This is a genomic window from Blautia sp. CGZ-1-C1, assembly GCF_056504575.1.
In genome coordinates, this window is record NZ_JBWLUT010000130.1 from 93,778 (window position 1) to 114,789 (window position 21,012).

The following is a 21,012-nucleotide window of genomic DNA, read 5'->3' on the forward strand; positions in this document are numbered from 1 at the left end:
ACTGTTCGTCCCCTTTATTATTCTCATCCCATAGTCGGGACCGGCACCGGTCTGGAAGAATCAAACACTGCCTGTGCATCAAACAGATCTGAAAGAAGTTCCGGATTATAGTACATTCTGTATCCATCCAGATTTCTCCTTCCCTGGCGGAAATAGTTGCTACGGATCTGTACGAAGTACTGACTGGAATCCACATTGCAATAATAGTTATACCCCTGGCCCTTAAGATATTCAAATTTCTCCCCTGAATAATCTTCTACACTGGTAAGATCTGCACCAAATGCAAAAATAATAATATCTGTTCCACCGATCAGCGGATCAACATTCTCTTTAAATTTCTGTGTATCTGCCTGTAATCTCTCCAGACTTACCTGACTTACATTCTGATGGCCCCAGGTATGACTCGCAAACAGCCATCCTTCATCTTTCATGGCCTGCGCAACTTTGGCAGCGCCTTCCCTCTCTGTATTCAGATCAAAATCCGGATGTTCATCAAGCCATTTCACTTTATCTGCATCCAAATCATCCGGACGGGTTTCATAACTGCTGTCTGTACGATAACCAAGAATTCCATTGTATCCTGTAAGCGCTACAATTCCTTTTGCTCCTCTGTATGAGAAATCCGGATGTTCTTCCACGAAACGGTCAATCAGAGGAACCATATCGTAATCTCCTACAGAAATACTGCCATCATCTTCTACATATTCATTACGGACCTTGCCTTCATCATCCACAATAAGTTTCGTGGCAAATCCGTCCCCGTCCATATAATGATAATAACATACATCATCCTGCGAAAGGACAAACGGCACTTTACCTGGCGGAAGCAGAATTTCTCCCATATTCATGTTTCCATTCTCATCTGCTGTCGCCATATCATAAATGCTGACCATAACATATCCCTTATCATACATACTCTGCGTGATCTGATTAAATTCATCAATCGTTGTCATAACCTGGTCATAATCCCCTGTTTTATAATCCCCGTCAAATGCCTTGCTGGTATCTTTGATCAGTGTATGATAGAAAACATGTGTCACCTGATCTAACGGCCAGGAAACACAGGAATCTTTCTTCTTCTGGTAAACCTTGACCGCATGCTGGAATTTCTCACTTGTCTGATAAGTGTCACTGCCCTGAAGCAAAGCAATAGCCTTATCATAGTCATACTGATTTGCCGCATATTTTGCCTGTCTGTAAAGAGCTTTATCTTCTTTGCTCAGACTCTCTCCTTCCGGCGTTGCCTCAGGTGTTGCTGTATTTTCAGCTTCCGCTTCTCCCTCTGCTTCTGCAGTTGTCTGGGCAGTCTTTTCTTTCCTTGTACCAAATGACTTTGCCATCTGAGTGATCTTTGTCTGCTGCTCGCTGAAAAATGTCTGCAATTCTTCCCCGTAAAATCCCACGCCGATTCCGATTGCTACCGCTGCCACTACTACGATTCCACCGGCAATACGCACTCTCTTTTTTCTGCGGCGAAGTTTATTGCGCCGTTCCAGTCTGGCTGCTCTTCGGGCCTCATATGCTTTATTGTCGTCATAGAAGAAATCCTCATCCTCACTTGCAGCCGGAGGTTCTTCCTCCTCAGATGACTTATCCTGTACTTCTGTCTCTGAAGTCTGTGCCTGTTTCTCTGTTTCTGATTCCTGCAAAGCACTATCTGCATTTGTATCTTCTGTATTTGTATCTGTTGCCTTTGTATCTTCTGCATTTGTATTGGCATCTGCCATATTTGTATCTACTGCATTCTTATCTGCCGTATTTGCAGCCGTTTCATTTTTAGTTACTTCTTCCTTATCTGAAAGTCTCTCCTCTGTATTTTCAGAGTCAGGCTTTAATTTGCTCATACTTTCCTCCTTTTTATCCTCTGAATAAGTAATTGGTGAACAGTTACCTTTTGTTCAGTACTTTTATTGTTATCTGGATAACCATATTATAACCACACACAGGCTTTCCATCCTGTAAAAATGTTTTTACTACAATTATAACGTATAATAATACAAATTTCCAGTTACTATTCGTACTACACTTTCTCGCAAAATATTTTTATATACACCTGCCAAAATCCCAAGAATTCTTTTTTAATAATTGCGTTTTGTCCTGTTTAATGATAAAATAATTTTTATGCAATGGGCTGTCTATCTGTAACAGCCCCTGTGAAAACACACATATTAGGAGGATGCAAATGAGTACAGTAACAATAGTCCTTCTGGTCATTCTTGTTATCCTGATCGCTGCACTGATCGGTTTATATTTCTTCGGCAAAAAAGCTCAGAAGAAACAGGAAGAACAGCAGGCTCAGATTGAAGCAACAAAACAAACCGTTTCCATGCTGGTTATCGATAAAAAGAGGATGCCGTTAAAAGAATCCGGACTTCCTCAGATGGTAATTGAACAGACACCTAAGCTTATGCGCCGTTCCAAACTTCCGATCGTTAAAGCCAAAGTCGGACCAAGGATTGCTATCATGATCGCAGATGAGAAAGTCTTCGATCTGATTCCGGTTAAGAAAGAAATCAAAGCCGAAGTAAGCGGTCTTTATATCGTAGGCGTGAAAGGAATCCGTGGTTCTCTGGAAGCACCGGCTACTAAGAAGAAAGGTTTCTTCGCAAGATTTAAGAAAGATAAAGCTGCTAAATAATCACCAGTTAAATCAGTCAGGTGAATATTTACTGTATGAAAAAGACCGATGATCTTTGATATGTCTCCTGCTTCGCAGGCAGCATATCCCCATATAAGATCATCGGTCTTTTATTTAATTCTAATCGTTTTACACCTATCTGTAAGTTCTCCTATTTATAGGTTCCATTCAAGTCCCCTCTCACTGCTTATTGCTCTTCGCAACCTCCGCAGGGGACTTACTTGATTCGGTTAAATCGTGAAATCCTTACAGTCCTTCGGCTGTGCCTTAATCGCAAGATAGCAGTCTGCCACATGCTCCTGATTCATATCCAATGCATAGTCAACCTTCATATCAAGGCTGCCGTCATTTTCCTCCAGATTCATATTCGTTGCAGCAATTCCCATCTCGATTGTTCCATAAGGAGTCGTATAGTAAGTCATATTCTTCTTACCCTGTTCAAAAACCATGTGAACATTAACCACACCTTTTTTGCGGACTTCCATGCCCTTAGGTGATATTTTTATGTAATTAATCGTAGGTTCTGCGAAATCCTCCAGAATCTCTTCATAGCGCAGATAATGACTTCCATTCCGGAAATAATACTGTCCAGGTACAACGATCTCGACCGGTTCCTGATCGCCATCTGCATCTATTGTCTGAAGTCCCCTTACGTGAATCAGTACTTCTTTATCCATTTCTCTCATACTCCTGATATTCTTCTATAGCTTTGTTTTTATGTATCATTCCAGCTGCTACAATATTTTTAAGAATCACTATAATTCAGTACCTGACAGTTCATATAATCAATCACACTGTCTTCTCTTTTGCAGCTATAATATATCAATACTTTTCTATGTCTATTTTCTTGGTCATCTCCACATCATACGGCAGAATCGAATTGGCAAATGCCTTAAACTCATCCGCCAGGTCACTTACATAGAAGCGGTACGGAAATTCATTCTTCTCTGTACCTTCGCTGGAAAGTCCTTTCTCATCCAGCAATCTGCGCAGCTCAAGCGCAGTCTCATAAGCCGGATTCACCAGACACACATCCTCTCCCATGATCTTTCTGATCGTAGATCGAAGCAGTGGATAATGCGTACAGCCCAGGATAAGTGTATCTACCTCTTTATCCTGCAGCTCCTTCAGATATCTGGCAGCAACCTCATCTGTCACAGGATCATGTAGCCATCCTTCCTCAACCAACGGTACAAAAAGGGGGCATGCTTTTGCAAAGACTGTGATCGTTGGATCCAGTTTCTTAAGGTATTCTGCATGTATACCACTTCCTACTGTTCCTACAGTACCAATAATTCCAACCCTTTTATTCTTAGTCTGGGCTGCTGCAACCTCAGCTCCTGGTTCTATTACACCAATGATCGGAATATCAAATTCATCTCTTACTGCATCCAGTGCAAATGCACTTGCCGTGTTACAGGCAATGACGATTGCCTTGACCTGCTGTTCCTGCAGAAAACGGATGATCTGCCGGGAGTACCGGATAATTGTCTCTTTCGATTTACTTCCATAAGGCACTCTCGCCGTATCACCAAAATATACGATTTTCTCTGAAGGAAGATTGCGCATAATCTCACGCGCAACAGTCAGTCCTCCCACACCGGAATCAAATACTCCAATCGGTGCCTCTCTGTCTATATTCATTAATTTCTCTCCATCTCTATTGATTGTTCGTAACTGTTCAGTACCTCGCGGAATAGCAGACTGCTGAATTGTTACGATTGTTCATTATCTTTCATAATGATTGTCCCATTATTCTATCACCAATCAAGAGCCCGCGCAAGCCAGAAGGATATCTTTACGTCATCTTTCTGGTCTTTATTTTCCTCAGGGATCTGAGAGAAACAGAATTTCGGATAGAGCGTTCCCCACCATGCGGTAACTGCTGTCTGTTCCTGTCGTTTTTGTGCGAAATTTTGTACTTGCTGCGGCATCGTTCCCGCCAGAATCACACCTACAAGCCCTCCTATAATCGTAATGGTCAATTTCTTTGTTATCTTTCCTGCTATACCTGTTTTTCTTTTTATCATTGCGTTTCTTCTATTTATCATTGCATAAACCTCCTGTTAATTCTGTTATTGAAATTATTTACACATTCTGAAGATTTATACTTCCATTCCTGATATTCACATAGGGCAATTCCTTTAGCTTATCCTCTTTATACTTTTCATAAAAAAGCTCCCTGAGAGTCACCATCTCTGTATTTTCCCCGAACATTCTGTTCTCAAGCAGCCCTGAAATATATTCTCCCACCGACGAATTATCCTCCCCCTGCCAGTTCAGAATTTCTGCCGCATTTTCCGCTTCAAATACATAAAAATCCTCCCCGACAAAAGCCTCCTGTTTCAGATAATCGAGGACCATTCTCCAACGTCCATCTTCTACAAGTGTCTGTCCAATAACCAGCACCTGCAGATGTCCCATATCCAGAAGTTTCTCCTGCGAACGGTCATATGCCTGCTCAATCTGCGTAAAATCAGAACCACTGATCTGCAGAAGTCTTGCCCCGCCATCTTCCTCTTCTTTCCCCTGTCCGGTACTCTCCGACATATCCGGCATCCCATAAGACAGAAGAATTCCTTCCGGCGAAGCGTCCATGCCAAGCGCCATCGGATATATTCTCTTTTCTGGCTCCACAGCCACACCACATCCTCCCAGGAAAAAGCTGAGCGCCAGAATTCCGGCAACCACAGCAGGCGCTTTCTTCCTGTGATTCTTATGTCTCTCCTTTCCTCTGAAAAACAGATAAACCTGGCAGATTAAAATTCCCGGAACAAAAACATATGCCAGAATCCACCCAAAATAATTTAAGATTCCATTTCCATTCTCTTCCAGAAGTGATATCAGAAATATCATCACCGGCATCCATAACCGCCCCGTACCAAGGTGTGCTTTTCGGATGATCTGATGTCCATAATGCAGCAAACTTCCTATCGCAAAAAGCAGGCTGTATAACAAAAATCCCATCCATATAATATCAAAACGCGCCAACACATTTCCGGGAAGATCAGCGCCGTCCAATAACGGTAAAACCGGATAACTTTCCGCTTTTATCCTGTCATATCCCAGCACTGCCGGAAGCAGAAGTTCCATTCCTATAAGGAGCACCCCCAGTGTCAGGATCGCACCCGCTGCAGTCTTCCCTGCACTTCCATATTTCTCCACATCTCCCATCAGAAATGGCAACAATGCAACCGCCGAAAATGCACATAATATCCCGTAAAAAGACTGCCGGATATTCTTCCCTGTAACCTCATTCCACTGCAACGCTTCCATAAAATACTCTGCCTTCGCCTGAGGTACGCAAAGTGCCAGCATAATCACAATTCCCCCCAGAAGCAGGCCTCCGGAAACTTCCGCCATTCGCCCTCTTCTCTGCATTCCCTTATAAGTTCCCAGCGAACACGCCACTATTGCCCAGAACGCAATCCATCTGCCGGAAACTCCTGTGATAAGACTCGCAGGAACCAGATATCTTAAAAGTGCCAACAGATATCCTCCTGCCAGCAATACATAAAGCAAGAAGAAAATCCCAATCAGCCGCCCAACAAAACCTCCCGCAGATTTTACAAGATCATCAAAAGCAGGCGTGAGGCGAATCAGCAAAATCACATAGAAACCAAGTAAAATCAATGCAAGCACAGTCCCTGTCACAGCGCTGATCCCATTTATTCCACCTTTTCCAAAAATACAAAGCATAAACGGTGCAAGAAGTGCCAGTATCATCTGTCTGTATAATTGTCTGTGAGAAATTCTGTTATTCTCTGCAAATCTCATGAACCGGATCCCCTCCTTTTTAACCGGATTTTCTGTTCTTCTCTTGCAAAAAGTGGTCTTAAGCTTCTTCTTCGCAAAGGAATTCTCAAGATTCCTTCTCCTCCATTGCCCGCCTGTTCTTTTTTTATAAAAGGCACCAGATATGGAACCGCGAAACTCATCAGTCCTGCCAGATGACTCACCAGCAGATATACTCCTAATACAAGCCCATAAATTCCAAGATATCCACCCAGAATCAGAAAGCCATATTTTACCAATCGGAATGCCGCTGCAAATTCTTCATTCGGAACCGTCATTGAACCCAGTGCTGTCAAAGCCACGATCATTACAACGATCGGGCTTACCAGATTTGCATCTACTGCTGCCTGTCCAATAATCAGGCCGCCCACGATTCCAATGGCATTTCCAAGCGATCCCGGAACCCTCACCCCTGCCTCCCTGATCAGTTCAAAAGCCAGCTCCAGAAAAATAAGTTCCACTACGCTTGAAAAAGGGACACCCTCCCTCGCCTCAGCAAAAGACAAAATCAACGAAGATGGCAGAATCTGTGTATGAAAACGAATCACTGCCAGATAAAGTCCCGGCAGAATTGTTGCCATAATCACCGCCAGATATCGCAGTATCCTCAGAAAAGAAGCCATTTCAAATCTGTGATACCAGTCCTCGCTGCTCTCCATAAAGCTGTTGAAATTCCCCGGCAAAATTAAAGCTTCCGGTGAATTATCACATAAAATCACAACCTTACCGTTCAGAATTTCCTGCACAGCGCGGTCCGGCCGTTCTGTTGTCTGATACTGCGGAAAAGGCGAATACCATACATCCTCCGTCAGCTGTTCCAGCATACCGCTGTCCAGAATCCCATCAATCTGAAACTCCTCCAGCCTTTCTTTTACCTTTTCCAGAAGTTCTTCATGTACCAGGTCATCCATATACAATACCTGAGTCAGGGTATGAGAACGCACTCCGATCTTATACTCTTCCACTTTAAGTCTGGTATCCCTAAGTCTCTTTCTTACCAATGCGCTGTTGCTCTTTACACTGTCTGAAAATCCCTCCCGGGAACCTCTGAGAACTTTCTCTGATTCGGCCTCCATCACTCCCATAGACGGATAACCCTTGCTGGAGATTTTCATTGCTTTGTCATAGCCATCTATAAAAAATATGGCATTTCCGGTCAGCATGGCTTCTATGGCCTCGTCCAGATCTTCCAGTTTCTTCACATCTGCGATTCCAAGGCTGTTATGCTGAACAAATTCCTGAATCTGTCCGGGAGAAATTTCCCAGAAATGATTGATCATCTTTCCAATGGCAGAATCGTCCAGCATCATATTAGAAACCGCAACCTCTATATAAACCATGAGACAGTCTACTTTATGGTTCTCTCCGAGTCTCATCGGACGGATCAGAATATCAGCACAATTCTCCAGTCTGCTTCGCAGATACTTTTCATTCTCCCGCAGATTTGCAGATACCTTTCGGGAAATTTCCGGTTCTTTCACAGTTATCACCTCGTTTCTATAAAAATCCTGCTTGCAGGATTCTCCGCCTGACAAAAAAAGAGAGGCTTTTCGCCTCTCTTAGAATTTCCCGATATTAAAAATTATATACGCAACAATTCACAATCCCAACACTGTTCTATCTGCGACCTCTGGATTTCTCCTTCTCTAAGCGCTCACGTTCTGCATTCTCAGCCTCAATTGAACGCAGAATAGCCATTCTCTGATTCTCAATATGCTGGAAGGAAAGCTGTTTCGCACGTTCGACGTCACGTTCCTTAATTGCCCTGGTAAGTTCCTCGTGCTCTTTCACAAGCAAATCTCTTGTCTCTCCTTCTTTAAGATATTCCACACGATAACGGTAAATCTGCTCACGCATATTGTTGAGAACCTGAATCAGTCTCTTATTATCCGAAGCCTGATAAATAATCTCATGAAACGCAACATCTGCCTCGGCAAGCTTTACAAGATTTCCCTCTGTGATCGTATGCTCAAACTCCTTGGCAGCAAGCCAGAGTCTACTCATCTCTTCTTCTGACATACGTGCGCAGGCTTTCTCAATAGCTACGTTTTCAAGGGCAATACGAACCTCCAGAACATCGTTCAGATCCTTCTCTGTAATGTTCGCAACCTGAGCTCCACGTCTCGGGATCATCACGACCAGCCCTTCCTGCTCCAGCTTACGCATCGCTTCTCTGATCGGAGTTCTGCTCACTCCAAGTCTCTCTGCAAGGGCAATCTCCATCAGTCTCTCGCCCGGCTTCAGCTCTCCTTTGAGGATTGCCTGACGCAATGTATTAAAAACCACATCTCTCAATGGCAGATATTCATTCATGTTTACTGAAAATTCACTTGTCATTTGTGTCTCTCCCTTACTTTCGTTACTTCTGTTGCAAAAACAGTCTTAGCCAGATTACTCTGTCTGAGTACTGCTGCCGCAGCCTCCATCTTCTCACGATCATCAAAAATGCCAAACACCGTCGGACCGCTCCCACTCATCATCGCTTTAAGCGCTCCGTTCGCTTCCATCAGGTCTTTAATCTCACCAATCACCGGATACTTCCCGATGATTCCTGATTCGAAAACATTTCCCATCTTATCCGTCATCTCCAGAAGATTACCATTCTCAATATCCCTGATCATTCCGTCAATATCCGGATGGGACTGAATCTTATCAAGCTGCAGACTCTCATAAGCTGTCTTTGTAGATACACCAATTCCCGGCTTGCCGATCAGCACATAACAGTCCGGAACCTGTGCGATTCTGGTAAGTTTCTCGCCAATTCCTTCTGCCAGCGCAGTTCCACGCATAATACAATAAGGAACGTCTGCGCCTATATTCACTGCACGATCCATCAGGTCTTTCTCACTAAGCCCCAGTTTAAACAGATGGTTAATTCCTACCATCGCTGCTGCCGCATCTGAACTTCCGCCAGCCATTCCTGCCGCAACAGGGATAAATTTCTCAAGACGGATATCTACGCCTTCTTTTACCTGAAATTCATCCATCAAAAGCTTCGCCGCTTTATACACCAGATTTCGTTCATCGCTGGGAATATACGGATAATTTACAGACAGAGAAATTCCCGGTTTCTTCACCTTCTTCATTTCCAGTACATCATACATCTGAATTGTCTGCATGATCATCCGGACTTCGTGATAACCATCCTCCCTCTTTCTGAGAATATCCAATCCCAGATTTATCTTTGCAAATGCACGTAAACGCATAATTCCCTCCGATTTTCTCTTGTACTTTGTATACAATAAAATATTTTGTACATATTTTAAAACATTTCATAGCTGTTTTCAATATATGTTTCTTTATTTTTGTGGAAAATTTTTTTCAATTGATTCCTATTCACTCCATGCCAGGTAACACTCTTCGCAATGCACAGAATTTACCCGGATTGTAGAATATCATTGCAAAATATCAGCATATAAATATAATCTCTGTTAATCATTGCGGCACCTGCTTTACCAGGATTAGTGGCTGCCCTGCTTTCACCTCTTTTTCTGCAAGACTGTTTACATTGCAGATCTCATCCACAGTCGTGTAAAATTTCCTTGCAATGTCCCACAAAGTATCCCCATTTTTAACAATATAAACCGTAATTCCCGGCATACTTTCAATCTTTTTGCGGTCAAGCGGCTGTTCCTCCACCGATTCAATAATCTGTTCTTCCCATTGTCTGAACACCAGCACATTCAATCCCACTGCCGCCTTAACTTCAATCTCTGCCCCATCCGCCATTGCAGTGGAAAGTTGCTCCAGATCCGCCTGCAGAAAATACGTACAGTCCTGCCCGATATCTTTCGCTTCGACCAGATGCGTAAACGGCAGCATAGCATCCATGGAATAAAATGGCATCTCATCATTTCCTATAATATATAGAATCTTAAGAGCTACAATTCCCTCTGCTACAATTCCTTTGTCCGTTATTCTGGTCTTATCCACCTTTACCTTGCCACTGCTGTGACAAAGTTGCAGAACTTTTCCCTGATTCTCTTTCACTTCTATTCTGTCCGTCAGCCTGCATTTGGAAAAATTGCGTACCAGAAGACTCTCCAGCATCTCATTTTTTCTATGCAGAACACACTCCTTTACAGGGCTATATGCATCCAGAAGCAACTCATGTTCTTCCTCTTTGTACATCCTCATGTTTAACTCCAGAACTGCGTCCACCTGCAAAATGCGCTCTTCCCCATCCGGATCGGGTTTCACTTCCATTCCCTGATGAATCAGCGATACCTCAATATGCGGAATCAGTTCCTCCAGACAGCCGGTACATTCTGCCTCATTATTAAATGGCATAATATACTCCAGCCACTGCGGCGGATTTTCTTCCTCCGAACCTGTGTATAAAACAAAAACTGCCAGCTCTCCTTTTACCCGGAGCTTATTTTCCTCCGGACGGATATCAAGATTTCGCGGTTCGATGGTATACCACAAAAGATTCTCCACATTTGGCCGGTTTGATGCAAGGGTAATATCATCTTTGATACGCAGAGTGTCCTTTTTATGTACGCACAGATTCATAAGCGGAATTGTCTTTTTCTTTACAGAAATCTCCGCATCATCCAGAGCAGCAGGAAGTTTAACCTCTGCCAGCTCATCCACCACCGCATAAAACGTTACGATTGCCTTGATATTTAATTTTCTGGAATGAATCACATGAACACTGAGATCCTCAATCTCCCAGTTCAGGCACAGCTTATCTCCCCCTTCGATTCCCTCCAGGTTGATGACCTCATCCATCGGAAGCTTCGCTGAAAGACTGTATATTTTTCCCTCTTTTTCCCCCACGTAAAGCAAATCCACATTCAGCGTTCCCTTAAGCAGGGCTCTCCCCTCGCTCAGACGGACTTCATCCATAGAGACTTCTGCTTTACTCTGTACCATCCTGCCGATATCCGGTTTCACATCCGGTACATTATAATCTTCGTCAAAAGTCACCTGACTTGTTGCTTTATTCTTGATACGCAGCATTTGGATACTCTCTTTTTTTAATTCCAATCTTCTTCATTCCTTTCCTGATATGATACCTTTTCACCTTTACTCTGACCAACGCAAAACGTATGCCACCGGCACACTGTACCCTCAAATTAGATACTCAGGATTCAATCAACCGGAAAACTCCACAGGCTTCTTTGTTTCTGCTATCTTTAGAACAATACATGGATAAGACGGCTCACTTCCTGCTTTCTCCTCGGTCGGTCCTATCAGCCTTGTTTTGCAGAACACTGCATTCTCCGATTCAGAAACCTCCTCTACCTGAATGCTGTAACCTCCCGTAAGCTGTTCCCCATATCCTTTCATCAGATACCGTACATCTCCCACCTGGTATGTCATCTGAAATGTTTTCTCCTTCTTCTGTTCCATCAGTTCCACAGCTTCCGCCGGGATTTCTTCCTGTTTTACGATCGTATATTTCAGAGGTGTCCGTTCCCCCTCTTCAATTCTGATCAGCTGACAGCCCGTTAATATGACCATCAGCAGAAATATGCAGACCAGCCCTGCGGCCTTTTTGCCCATAATGCACCCCTGTTCATTCTTTACTAGCTATTTTATGTTTTAATCCGGATGGTTATTACTATTGTTCATATGTGATTCTCCTGAAATGCATATTACTGATTTACTCTTTTCACAGCAACAAATCCTTAGCCATACAGCGTGAATTTATGTTTTTATTTCTTGCAGGATATCCCATAATTCTTTATAATAGAAAGAACACCGTAATCATTCAACGCCTGGTGTACCAACAAGGTCAATCGGATATTCGCAATCCGCTTTCGCTACTTGCTCATAACCAAATAACTGCTTCGCAGTTTATCAGAAGGGGCTTGTACCCCTTCTGATACAAGCAAGTCCCCACCCACTGCTTATTGCTCTTCGCAATTGAAGCAGGGGACTTACTTGATTTGGTTAATTTCCTGAACAATCTTACAGGATAGCAGATTGCTGAATGATTACATACAGTCACATTACATGAGCATTTTTATGCCCGGAAAGGAATTAAATAATGATACGATTTATTCTCGTCTGTATCGTGGTGATCGGATATCTGATCCTGTCCATTCCTATTCTTCTGGTCGAATGGATCATAGGCAAATTTTCTCCTATGACAAAGGATGTCAGCTCTCTCCGGATCATCCAGGCAGTATTTCGCTTCATCCTCTGGATTACCGGCGCCAAAGTCACAGTGATCGGAGAAGAAAATGTGCCAAAAGATACGCCAGTGCTCTACATCGGCAACCACAGAAGCTACTTCGACATTCTTCTTACCTATTCCCGCTGCCCGATCCGCACAGGCTACATTGCCAAAAAAGAAATGGAGAAAATCCCGCTCCTGTCTACATGGATGCATTACCTTCACTGCCTTTTCCTTGACAGAAAAGATATCAAACAAGGTCTGAAAACCATCCTGACAGCGGTCGATAAAGTAAAATCCGGAATTTCCATCTGTATCTTCCCGGAAGGGACCAGAAACAGAAACCAGGACGAGCTCGATATGCTCCCATTCCATGAAGGAAGCTTCAAGATCGCTACAAAAACAAAATGCCCGGTCATTCCGATCGCAATCAGCAATTCTGCCGATATCTTCGAAGCCCACTTTCCGAAAATAAAACCTGCAAAAGTTGTGGTAGAATACGGCAAGCCAATCTACCCGGATGAGCTGAGCAAAGAAGATAAAAAACATATCGGAGAATACACGCAGAATATTATTCATGAGATGCTGGTAAAGAATAAACCTCTTACCCAGAATTGATTCAGCCAGATATTTGCAAATTCTAAAAGCCTTATCATTCAATTTATGTATGATAAGGCTTTTTTCATTCAAATATACATTCCAGTCAATACGATTGCCGTTACCGTCCCGGTCAATGTCGCCAGAAGCGCTCCCGGCAGCGTATATCTTGTCTTTTCAATCTTCACAGCTGCGAAATACACACTCATACAGTAAAACAGACTCTCCGTCGAACTTAGGATCACCGCTCCCATAAACCCAGCTCTCGAATCTGTCCCATACTGTTTAAAAATATCCAGCAACAACCCAAGCGCTGCACTGGAAGAAAACATCCTCACAATAGTCAGTGGCAAAATTTCTGAAGGAATTCCAAAACCTGACGTTAACTTTCCCAACACATTTCCCACAAAGTCCAAAAATCCCGAACCTCTGAGAATCCCAACTCCTGTCAGCAAACCTATCAGTGCCGGACAGATGCCTGCTACCGTTTTTAACCCGTCTTTCGCTCCATCCAGAAAATCATTATAAACATCCCTTTTCGCAAATAAGCCCCACAGAATAATATAGAGCATAAAAACCGGAATCATCATATCCGACAGAAAAGAAAGAAGCTTCATCTCCCCCTCCCTCTGCGGTTCATAATCCGGCAGAAAATCACCGCTGTCGCAGTACTTACCGCAGTAGCCACAATTCCCGGTCCCACCACCGCCGCCGGGTTTATGCTTCCATACTGTGCACGATACGCGATCATATTTACAGGAATCAGCTGCAATGACGAAATATTTATGATAAGAAATGTACACATCTCTTTGCTGGCTACACGCGAACGAATCCTCTCCTCTTCCAGATCAGCAAGACACTCCATTGCCTTCAGTCCTGCAGGCGTAGCTGCCCAGCCAAGTCCAAGGATATTTGATAAGAAATTCAGCGAAATATATTTACAGGCATCCGATTCCAGAGGCAGCCTCGGAAACAAAAACCTTATTACCGGACGCATTTTCCCGGAAAGCTTCTCCACCATCCCGGATTCCTGTGCAATCTTCATCAGTCCCGACCACATCGCTACGATTCCGGCCATAGAAATACATAAAGTCACCGCATCCTTTCCCGAAGACACAGCCGCCTCTGTCACCGCCTTAAAGTTTCCGGTCAGAGCTCCATATATGATTCCTATAAGAATCATTCCACTCCATAAATATGTCATACCTTCTGTGCCCCGAACATAACTCATATCTCTACATCATATTCTCGTCTCCCCCGCCTCAGAACTTCCATTGTATCTGAATTGAGCCAGGAAGTACCTTTAACAATGTAATCATCTTATCAACTGTAAATCGTTTTTCATCAAAATCAATATCATTCCAGAGGCTTATATTGGACACCACTTTCTCCATCTGCTCAGGTGTCGCATGATTCTCCGCAAGAGTCGTCATCTCCTCCGCCTTTAACTGACGCGTATGATCAAGCTGCTCTACCCTCTGGTTAATATAATTCGTAAGAGTTTCTCCCGCACCAATCAGGGAATCTACAAGCACCGAAATCTCCTCCTCAATCTCCTCAATTTCCCGGTAGATCTGCTTTACCTGCGGATTTTCATTCAGTTTCGTGTATCCCACCGGAGTCTGCGCATCACGCAGCTTGCGCACCATTTCTCCATATACATAATTCTCCACTTCTTCTGTATAAATTTTGCCACATCCCGGACATGCCTTGTTGTTTAAGCGCTTCGTGCATCTCAAGTACTGTTTACCGGACTGTATTTTTACGCTCATAAGAGCATAACCACAATGGCCACATTTCACCTTCCCGGCAAGCCAGGTATTCACAGCCTTTCTGTTCGCCTGAATCGTCTTATTTCCAAAGAGCTTGATCCTGCAATTCAGCCATTGTTCCGACGATACCAGTCCCTCATGCGGGGCAAGCACAAGCATATGCCCTTTCAGATTCTGCAGCTTATCTGCCGCTGCGTCCCTTCCCTGGTACAGATAACATCCATGAATCCCGTCAAACTGCTCCTGTCTGCTGACAATATTTGTACCATGGCTCTTAAAAAAGCGATATACATCCATATCCGCGCGAACATAGACAGGATTCCTCAGAAGCTGCGCGAGCATTGGGCGTATCAGCTCTTTCCCATAAAACTGCACCCCTTTTTCCGCATAGTATCTGGTAATATCCCCATAAGAGGTATAAGGTTTCTCATACATCTCAAAGATTTCCCGCACGATTGCCGCCTCCTGTGGCTCCTCCACCAGCTTCTTCGTATGGATTCCCTCCATCATGATCTCCTCAAGGCGATATCCATAAGGAGGCTTTCCACCCATGCGAAACCCCTTCTGACTTCTGGAATAATAAGCATCACTGACACGCTTCTGTATCGTTTCTCGCTCAAGCTGCGCAAACACAATACAGATATTCAACATTGCACGCCCCATCGGTGTGGAAGTGTCAAACTTCTCTGTCGAAGAGACAAATTCTACCTGATACTGCTGAAACAGCTCCATCATATTTGAAAAATCAAGAATAGAACGACTGATTCTGTCCAGCTTATAAACGATCACCTTCTCCACTTCCCCACGTCGGATATCCGTCAAAAGCTGCTGCAGCTGAGGCCTGACTGTATTCTTCCCGCTATATCCCTTATCCTTGTATTCTTTAAAAGCACCGCCCTTTAATTCATACTTGCAGAACTCAATCTGGCTCTCAATAGAAATACTGTCCGCTCTGTCCACTGACTGTCTTGCATAAATTGCGTTAATTCTCTTCATAGAAATCCTCCTTTACATTATCATAACCGTTATATTGTCAATACAATTACGATAACAAATATTCAAAAGTGTGTAAATCGACATTTTTCGACATTTATGTGTAGATTTTTATTGGATTTCCATTTATAATTCAAACATAACTATTAACCGCTCCGCAATTTCAGTAAAAAAGGAGGTTTTTTATGAGAAGAAAATGTACCGACTCTTTGATTCACTGGAAAAAATCCCCAGCACGAAAGCCTTTAATTCTGCAGGGGCTCCGCCAGACAGGAAAAACCTGGTTGCTTATGGACTTTGCCTCCAAACAATACGACAACACTCTCTACATCAATCTCGAAACAGACCAGCCTGCTGCCAGCTACCTCTCAACTCCCCATGACCCACAGGAAGCGCTTCTCTTTCTGGAAACCTACGCAGACAACCCCCTGCGGCCTTCCTCCTCTTTGCTGATCCTCGACAACATCCAACGCACCCTTAAGATTTCCACACTCCTCTCTGCAATCGCCGCAGACTTTCCACAATATCACATCGCCGCTGTTACCAGAAGTGTGGGAAACTCTGACCTCTACTCACACCACGACTTCGATATCCTCACACTTTATCCTCTGGATTTCGAAGAATTTCTCTGGGCAAATGCCGAGTTTGCTCTCGCCCGTGAGATCCGTGCCCATTTCACCAGTTTTACACCTATGGGAAAAGACCTTCATCAAAAAGCCCTCTCGCAATTTCATCTCTACCAGATCATCGGCGGAATGCCTGCTGCCATTATGGAATACAAAAAAGAAAAGAAGCTTCTGATGGTACCTGATACCCAGCAAAAGCTTCTCGATCTGTTTCTCAATGATATTAGTACGCTCGCTCCCAAAGGAACTACACGATACTGCCGCAACAGCTGGCTGTCCATCCCATCGCAACTCGGAAGAACCAGCCGTAAATTTCAATATACACGCATCGCCAAAGGCGCCACCGCCAAAACCTACCAGGAACCATTGCAGTGGCTCATCCAAAACGGACTTGTGCTGCCATGCCATGATAATCGGGATGGCAAAAATGCTGCCAGACAACAAATTAATCTGCATCTGTATCCTATAGACACAGGACTCTGCACACGCATGCTCAAAATCCCTGCTTATCAGCTTCTCACTGGCGAAGAAAGCATTGCAAACACTGCCTGCACAGAAACCTTCCTCGCACAGCAGTTTATCCAGAACGGTTACACACTCTCCTACTGGTCCAGCGGCAACCAGGCAGAAGTTCCATTTTTACTGTCCAAAAATAATCACTTTATAGCTGTAGACTACCGCATTACCCCGCATCAGAAATGCAGGAATCTTATGCGGTTATACAATATCAGACACCAGACAGACTCTTCATGTCCTCTGGAGCAGCTTAAACAGATGTATCTTCTCTCCACAGAAGACTTCAAAAGTAAAGAACACTACCAGATTGTACCGGTGTATGCGGCTTTTTGTATCTAACTTCTGGATCTTGAAAATCACAGGTCTCACTTGCCCTCAGCTGAAGCAGATTCATTTTATAATCCGACACCATTGGACGGACTTTTTCAGGAATCTCAAGCATATCTGCCAGATTCTTGCGTTAAGTTTCCAGCTGGCAGCATCCCATGGATCTGGCCATTTCTTCTAGTTTATCTGTAGCAAACCCTGTATATTTCACAATCTTGTCAATGGGTTCTTTATCTTTGAGCATCATTTTGGCAAGATCCAGATTTTTCTGTTCAATGCCCTGTTCGATTCCCTGTTCGATTCCTTGTTCCACAAGCGCTTTTCCCAGATTACACATATCTTGCACCTCGCTTTCAAATTCTTCTGTCATGGCAATGCCAAAATCTTCCTGGTGCTTTTCATAATGCTTTAAACCGGATATCATAATACACCGTCTGATCTTTGATCGAATTAGCCTCGGAGTTGAGACTGCTTATCTGTTCATTTCCATTCAGCATTTCATCGCGGTCAGGCTGATCCTGATGTACCGCACAACTGGAAACTTCGATATCATCCCTCAGACAATTATCACAAATAAATCTGACACTGTATTGAGAAAACTCTTTCGTACAGGATTTGAGAATCCAGGCAACAATTGCCTTGTAAGTTAGTAATTTCTTAGCGCATTCATCATACCTTGCACGACTTGCAGCAAGGTCTATCGTCTGCACCAGATTGGTTTGGCGTACGATGGGTGTCACCTCCTGACATATATTTTGTACTTATATTATCAGAACAATTGTTTATTTGCCAGAATAACTTTTCGACAAACATCAGGAACCAACACTTGTCCGATATATCCCCACTGCCAGTTTTGCCGAATATCTTTGGTTAGAGCTACTATGCTTGTATATAACTGTATAAAATCAAAATATTATGGAATAAAACACCATTTATAAATCTCAATACAAGAACAATCTATCCGTATCATCACCATTAAACAGGAAATATTTTTCCACTTATGAACCTGTACACCACCCAAAGGGGAACTATAATCATGACAAAGATTAAAAACACAAAGAAGGGCATGGCAAAAAAGACATTAAGTATGTCACTTGTAGTTGCAATGCTTGCTACTTCTAATGTGCCGGTATGGGCTGCTGAGTTCAGCGATGGAACAGATGTTGCTGTAGCTACTGAAGCTCCTGCAGAATTTGCAGACGAAACAGAAGCACCTGTTGTAGAGGACGCTACAGAAACTGCTCCTGCATCTACAATTATAAACGAAGGTAATATGTCTCTTGACTTAACTGCTAGCAAATCTAGTATTGTATGGGATGATGCTTCAAAAGTAGAAATCACAGGTTCTGTTAATAAAGATGGCTCTGCTGCCGCATCTTGGAAATATCGTTGGGTTAACAGTGATGGTATTGTAGAAAAAGATAATAGCGGTAAAGAACTGGCAGGTAATGCAACAAAAGTTGCAGATATGAATCTTACTGCTACTTCTAGTCTGGCTGGAAAAACACTTACACTTTATGTATATGACCTCAGTGTAGACAACCAGACATTATATGATATCAATACAGGAATCACTGTTACAGTTGAAAAACAGGATCTGAAAGACGTTGCATCATTTGATGGTATTGGAACACTTACATACAAAGGATTTTCTCAGTCAGTTGATACTTCAAAAGTCATTCTGAAAAAAGGAGCAGCTACTATTGATGCAAGCAATTATGCACTTACATCAACAAGTGCTACAGCAGCATATGCAGAAGTAACTGTTACAGCATCAGCAGATAAGGTGGCTGGTTCACCATATAAAGGAAGTATTTCAAAAACTATAACAATTGATCCTAAGACTTATGCTTCTGGCGACATCGTTGCTGATGTTACAAAAGGAACAAGCTATCAGTATACTGGTAAAACAATTTACCTTCCAAAAGATAAGATCACTGTAAAAGAATCAAAATCAGGCAATAATGGTGATGATGGAAAACTTGGTGGAGCTGATTTGTCCGGCGCATTCAAATCTGCTACAGTAGATGGAAGCAAAGTTGGCAATAATGCTGTTTCCGTAACACTTGATGGAAGTAAACTTTCCAATTTTAAATCATTTGACGGAAAAACTCTTACCACAACCAATACAGTAGAGATTACAAAACGTGATCTTTCTACAAGTGGAACAAAGATTACTGTTAATACAGCCAGTGGATATGTTCCGGTAACTGCTACTCCAGCAACCTTAGATAATTATTTATCATTTACTGCTGTTGAAGGTGGTTCCTTAGATCTTAAAGGCAACTACGTAGTAATTGTTAAAAAAGCTGATGGTAGTGCTGTAGGTGAAAATGATGTACTTACAAACGGAAGCACTTATACAGTAACTGTAAGAGCCAAAGATGATAGTAAGTGCAAGAATGAGCAGACCTTTAATGTTATTGCAACAAGTGCAACTCTGAAATCTGTAACTGCTGATAAAACATACGAAACATCTTATACAGGAAATGCAATTCAGCCTTCTAAATCCGATTTAGGAAAATTGTCTATTACTTATATCGGAACTGATGGTGCTACAAAGACAGAACTTCTGGATTCCGCAGCTTATGAGATTACTGGATATTCAAACAATACAGATGCAACTACTCAGTATGGTTCTAACAACGGAAATCAGTACCTGTACCAACTGCGTATGCAAATATTAAGATTACAAGCGGAACTTATAAAGATCAGACAGCAGCTATTCCGTTTACAATCAAACCATTAGAGGTAAAAACAACTTACGTTTCTGTTCCTAAAGATATTTCTATCAATAAAGCTAATAAAACTGCAGCAGATTATAAAGTAGGTCTGACTGTTGTTGCCAAAGATGAAAGCGGCAAAAAAGTTGAAAAAACTCTGACAGCCAATGATTATACTGTAGATTATGCTTGGAAAACTCCAACTGATGGAAACGTTGTTGGCAATGAAATTGTTCCAACTGTAACAATCACAAACAAAAACTATATCCTGAATACAGTTGATGGAAAAACTGTTACATTAAAGAACTTTGCTAACAACACAAAGATTGTTGCCAGAAAACTGACAGACGCTATGGTAGTTGTAAGCCCATCTTCATACACATATACTGGTGGTAAAATCACACCAACTTATTCTGTAGTTGATGGTTCTATCGTACTCTACAAAAAAGGTGAGCTGAAAGACGATTCTAAAGCAGAGTATGAAGAAGTTTCTATAACAGATGCTGTAAATGTTGGTACTGGTAAAATTACTGTAAAAGGTCTTTATAATGAGAATACTAAGACTGGATATGCAGGAACTGCAAATGGAACATTTACAATTACAGCTGCAAATACAGCTGATGTAAAAGTATCCATTGATGATCAGGATTATACTGGCAAGCAGGTGAGACCACGTACATTTAAAGCTACTTTAAATGGAAATGATGTAACTGACCAGTTTGAAATTGTATCCTATGGTGAAAATAAGGAAGCTGGAAAAGGTACTGTAGTATTAAAACCTGTTGACGGCAATAAGAACTTCACAGGATCTAATATTACTGCTGAATTCAATATTGTTAAAGAGAAAGTAACTGGTCATTTTGATATTTACAATAATCAGGGATTCAAAATTGATCCA

General features: G+C 42.6%; 20 protein-coding genes. 5 read left to right on the forward strand and 15 right to left on the reverse strand.

What is annotated here, in order from left to right; translation table 11 throughout:
* Positions 1-23 precede the first annotated feature (23 nt).
* Positions 24-1,844, reverse strand: a complete 1,821-nt coding sequence (locus tag AC058W_RS12605) for a polysaccharide deacetylase family protein (protein WP_479390134.1) — start codon at positions 1,842-1,844, stop codon at positions 24-26.
* Between the two features lie 338 nt (positions 1,845-2,182).
* On the opposite strand from AC058W_RS12605, the gene AC058W_RS12610 reads away from it, so the two are divergent.
* Positions 2,183-2,638, forward strand: a complete 456-nt coding sequence (locus AC058W_RS12610; RefSeq protein ID WP_117677218.1) for a hypothetical protein — start codon at positions 2,183-2,185, stop codon at positions 2,636-2,638.
* A gap of 230 nt (positions 2,639-2,868) precedes the next feature.
* On the opposite strand, the gene AC058W_RS12615 is transcribed toward AC058W_RS12610, so the two are convergent.
* The 9 genes from AC058W_RS12615 to AC058W_RS12655 form a co-directional block, all read right to left on the reverse strand.
* Positions 2,869-3,315, reverse strand: a complete 447-nt coding sequence (locus AC058W_RS12615; RefSeq protein WP_178761071.1) for a YwiB family protein — start codon at positions 3,313-3,315, stop codon at positions 2,869-2,871.
* Between the two features lie 145 nt (positions 3,316-3,460).
* Positions 3,461-4,282, reverse strand: coding sequence for a glutamate racemase (gene murI / locus AC058W_RS12620; protein WP_479390135.1), 822 nt, complete (start codon positions 4,280-4,282; stop codon positions 3,461-3,463).
* 116 nt (positions 4,283-4,398) lie between these two features.
* Entirely contained in the window at positions 4,399-4,689 is a 291-nt protein-coding gene (locus AC058W_RS12625) for a hypothetical protein (RefSeq protein ID WP_479390136.1), read from the reverse strand.
* Between the two features lie 37 nt (positions 4,690-4,726).
* A complete protein-coding gene (locus AC058W_RS12630) occupies positions 4,727-6,415 on the reverse strand; it encodes a GerAB/ArcD/ProY family transporter (protein WP_479390137.1) in 1,689 nt (562 codons plus the stop codon).
* Positions 6,412-7,914: a spore germination protein gene (locus AC058W_RS12635; RefSeq protein ID WP_479390138.1), complete on the reverse strand. Its 1,503-nt coding sequence runs from the start codon at positions 7,912-7,914 to the stop codon at positions 6,412-6,414. Before AC058W_RS12635 ends, AC058W_RS12630 begins: the two co-directional genes overlap by 4 nt.
* A gap of 136 nt (positions 7,915-8,050) precedes the next feature.
* Positions 8,051-8,770, reverse strand: a complete 720-nt coding sequence (locus tag AC058W_RS12640) for a GntR family transcriptional regulator (RefSeq protein WP_118137436.1) — start codon at positions 8,768-8,770, stop codon at positions 8,051-8,053.
* Entirely contained in the window at positions 8,767-9,639 is an 873-nt protein-coding gene (ispE, locus tag AC058W_RS12645; RefSeq protein ID WP_479390139.1) for a 4-(cytidine 5'-diphospho)-2-C-methyl-D-erythritol kinase, read from the reverse strand. The genes AC058W_RS12640 and ispE overlap by 4 nt, the downstream gene beginning before the upstream one ends.
* Positions 9,640-9,868: 229 nt before the next feature.
* Positions 9,869-11,425: a DUF3794 and LysM peptidoglycan-binding domain-containing protein gene (locus tag AC058W_RS12650; protein WP_117846232.1), complete on the reverse strand. Its 1,557-nt coding sequence runs from the start codon at positions 11,423-11,425 to the stop codon at positions 9,869-9,871.
* A gap of 108 nt (positions 11,426-11,533) precedes the next feature.
* The gene (locus tag AC058W_RS12655) at positions 11,534-11,944 is read right to left on the reverse strand and encodes a protease complex subunit PrcB family protein (protein ID WP_181977725.1); all 411 of its coding nucleotides are present in this window, start codon (positions 11,942-11,944) and stop codon (positions 11,534-11,536) included.
* A gap of 487 nt (positions 11,945-12,431) precedes the next feature.
* Here AC058W_RS12655 and AC058W_RS12660 point away from each other — a divergent pair, with 487 nt between their 5' ends.
* Entirely contained in the window at positions 12,432-13,178 is a 747-nt protein-coding gene (locus AC058W_RS12660) for a lysophospholipid acyltransferase family protein (RefSeq protein ID WP_117677226.1), read from the forward strand.
* Positions 13,179-13,246: 68 nt separating this feature from the next.
* Here AC058W_RS12660 and AC058W_RS12665 read toward each other — a convergent pair whose 3' ends face one another.
* The 3 genes from AC058W_RS12665 to AC058W_RS12675 are packed head-to-tail and all read right to left on the reverse strand — an operon-like array spanning position 13,247 to position 15,925.
* Positions 13,247-13,774, reverse strand: a complete 528-nt coding sequence (locus AC058W_RS12665; RefSeq protein WP_117677227.1) for a spore maturation protein — start codon at positions 13,772-13,774, stop codon at positions 13,247-13,249.
* The gene (locus AC058W_RS12670; RefSeq protein ID WP_118516666.1) at positions 13,771-14,361 is read right to left on the reverse strand and encodes a nucleoside recognition protein; all 591 of its coding nucleotides are present in this window, start codon (positions 14,359-14,361) and stop codon (positions 13,771-13,773) included. Before AC058W_RS12670 ends, AC058W_RS12665 begins: the two co-directional genes overlap by 4 nt.
* 58 nt (positions 14,362-14,419) lie before the next feature.
* Positions 14,420-15,925, reverse strand: coding sequence for a recombinase family protein (locus AC058W_RS12675; protein ID WP_479390140.1), 1,506 nt, complete (start codon positions 15,923-15,925; stop codon positions 14,420-14,422).
* 182 nt (positions 15,926-16,107) lie between these two features.
* Here AC058W_RS12675 and AC058W_RS12680 point away from each other — a divergent pair, with 182 nt between their 5' ends.
* A complete protein-coding gene (locus AC058W_RS12680) occupies positions 16,108-17,403 on the forward strand; it encodes an ATP-binding protein (RefSeq protein WP_479390141.1) in 1,296 nt (431 codons plus the stop codon).
* Between the two features lie 121 nt (positions 17,404-17,524).
* Here the strand turns inward: AC058W_RS12680 and AC058W_RS12685 are convergent, their stop codons facing one another.
* Both AC058W_RS12685 and AC058W_RS12690 read right to left on the reverse strand, forming a co-directional pair.
* Positions 17,525-17,815 (reverse strand): hypothetical protein, encoded by a 291-nt coding sequence (locus AC058W_RS12685; RefSeq protein ID WP_243009634.1) that lies wholly within the window; start codon positions 17,813-17,815, stop codon positions 17,525-17,527.
* Positions 17,790-18,131: a hypothetical protein gene (locus tag AC058W_RS12690; RefSeq protein ID WP_243104191.1), complete on the reverse strand. Its 342-nt coding sequence runs from the start codon at positions 18,129-18,131 to the stop codon at positions 17,790-17,792. The genes AC058W_RS12685 and AC058W_RS12690 overlap by 26 nt, the downstream gene beginning before the upstream one ends.
* Before the next feature lie 296 nt (positions 18,132-18,427).
* Here AC058W_RS12690 and AC058W_RS12695 point away from each other — a divergent pair, with 296 nt between their 5' ends.
* Both AC058W_RS12695 and AC058W_RS12700 read left to right on the forward strand, forming a co-directional pair.
* Complete coding sequence (locus tag AC058W_RS12695) at positions 18,428-20,140, forward strand: hypothetical protein (protein ID WP_479390142.1); 1,713 nt, start codon at positions 18,428-18,430, stop codon at positions 20,138-20,140.
* Positions 20,141-20,466: 326 nt separating this feature from the next.
* Positions 20,467-21,012, forward strand: a 546-nt coding sequence (locus tag AC058W_RS12700) for a hypothetical protein (protein WP_479390143.1), incomplete at its 3' end; no start/stop codon positions are given.

Excerpts from the sequence above, each read along its gene's own strand:
- AC058W_RS12605 (WP_479390134.1), bottom strand. The coding sequence starts at position 1,844 with ATGAGCAAATTAAAGCCTGACTCTGAAAATACAGAGGAGAGACTTTCA.
- AC058W_RS12610 (WP_117677218.1), top strand. The coding sequence starts at position 2,183 with ATGAGTACAGTAACAATAGTCCTTCTGGTCATTCTTGTTATCCTGATC.
- AC058W_RS12615 (WP_178761071.1), bottom strand. The coding sequence starts at position 3,315 with ATGGATAAAGAAGTACTGATTCACGTAAGGGGACTTCAGACAATAGAT.
- murI (WP_479390135.1), bottom strand. The coding sequence starts at position 4,282 with ATGAATATAGACAGAGAGGCACCGATTGGAGTATTTGATTCCGGTGTG.
- AC058W_RS12625 (WP_479390136.1), bottom strand. The coding sequence starts at position 4,689 with ATGATAAATAGAAGAAACGCAATGATAAAAAGAAAAACAGGTATAGCA.
- AC058W_RS12630 (WP_479390137.1), bottom strand. The coding sequence starts at position 6,415 with ATGAGATTTGCAGAGAATAACAGAATTTCTCACAGACAATTATACAGA.
- AC058W_RS12640 (WP_118137436.1), bottom strand. The coding sequence starts at position 8,770 with ATGACAAGTGAATTTTCAGTAAACATGAATGAATATCTGCCATTGAGA.
- ispE (WP_479390139.1), bottom strand. The coding sequence starts at position 9,639 with ATGCGTTTACGTGCATTTGCAAAGATAAATCTGGGATTGGATATTCTC.
- AC058W_RS12655 (WP_181977725.1), bottom strand. The coding sequence starts at position 11,944 with ATGGGCAAAAAGGCCGCAGGGCTGGTCTGCATATTTCTGCTGATGGTC.
- AC058W_RS12660 (WP_117677226.1), top strand. The coding sequence starts at position 12,432 with ATGATACGATTTATTCTCGTCTGTATCGTGGTGATCGGATATCTGATC.
- AC058W_RS12665 (WP_117677227.1), bottom strand. The coding sequence starts at position 13,774 with ATGAAGCTTCTTTCTTTTCTGTCGGATATGATGATTCCGGTTTTTATG.
- AC058W_RS12670 (WP_118516666.1), bottom strand. The coding sequence starts at position 14,361 with ATGACATATTTATGGAGTGGAATGATTCTTATAGGAATCATATATGGA.
- AC058W_RS12675 (WP_479390140.1), bottom strand. The coding sequence starts at position 15,925 with ATGAAGAGAATTAACGCAATTTATGCAAGACAGTCAGTGGACAGAGCG.
- AC058W_RS12680 (WP_479390141.1), top strand. The coding sequence starts at position 16,108 with ATGAGAAGAAAATGTACCGACTCTTTGATTCACTGGAAAAAATCCCCA.
- AC058W_RS12685 (WP_243009634.1), bottom strand. The coding sequence starts at position 17,815 with ATGATATCCGGTTTAAAGCATTATGAAAAGCACCAGGAAGATTTTGGC.
- AC058W_RS12695 (WP_479390142.1), top strand. The coding sequence starts at position 18,428 with ATGACAAAGATTAAAAACACAAAGAAGGGCATGGCAAAAAAGACATTA.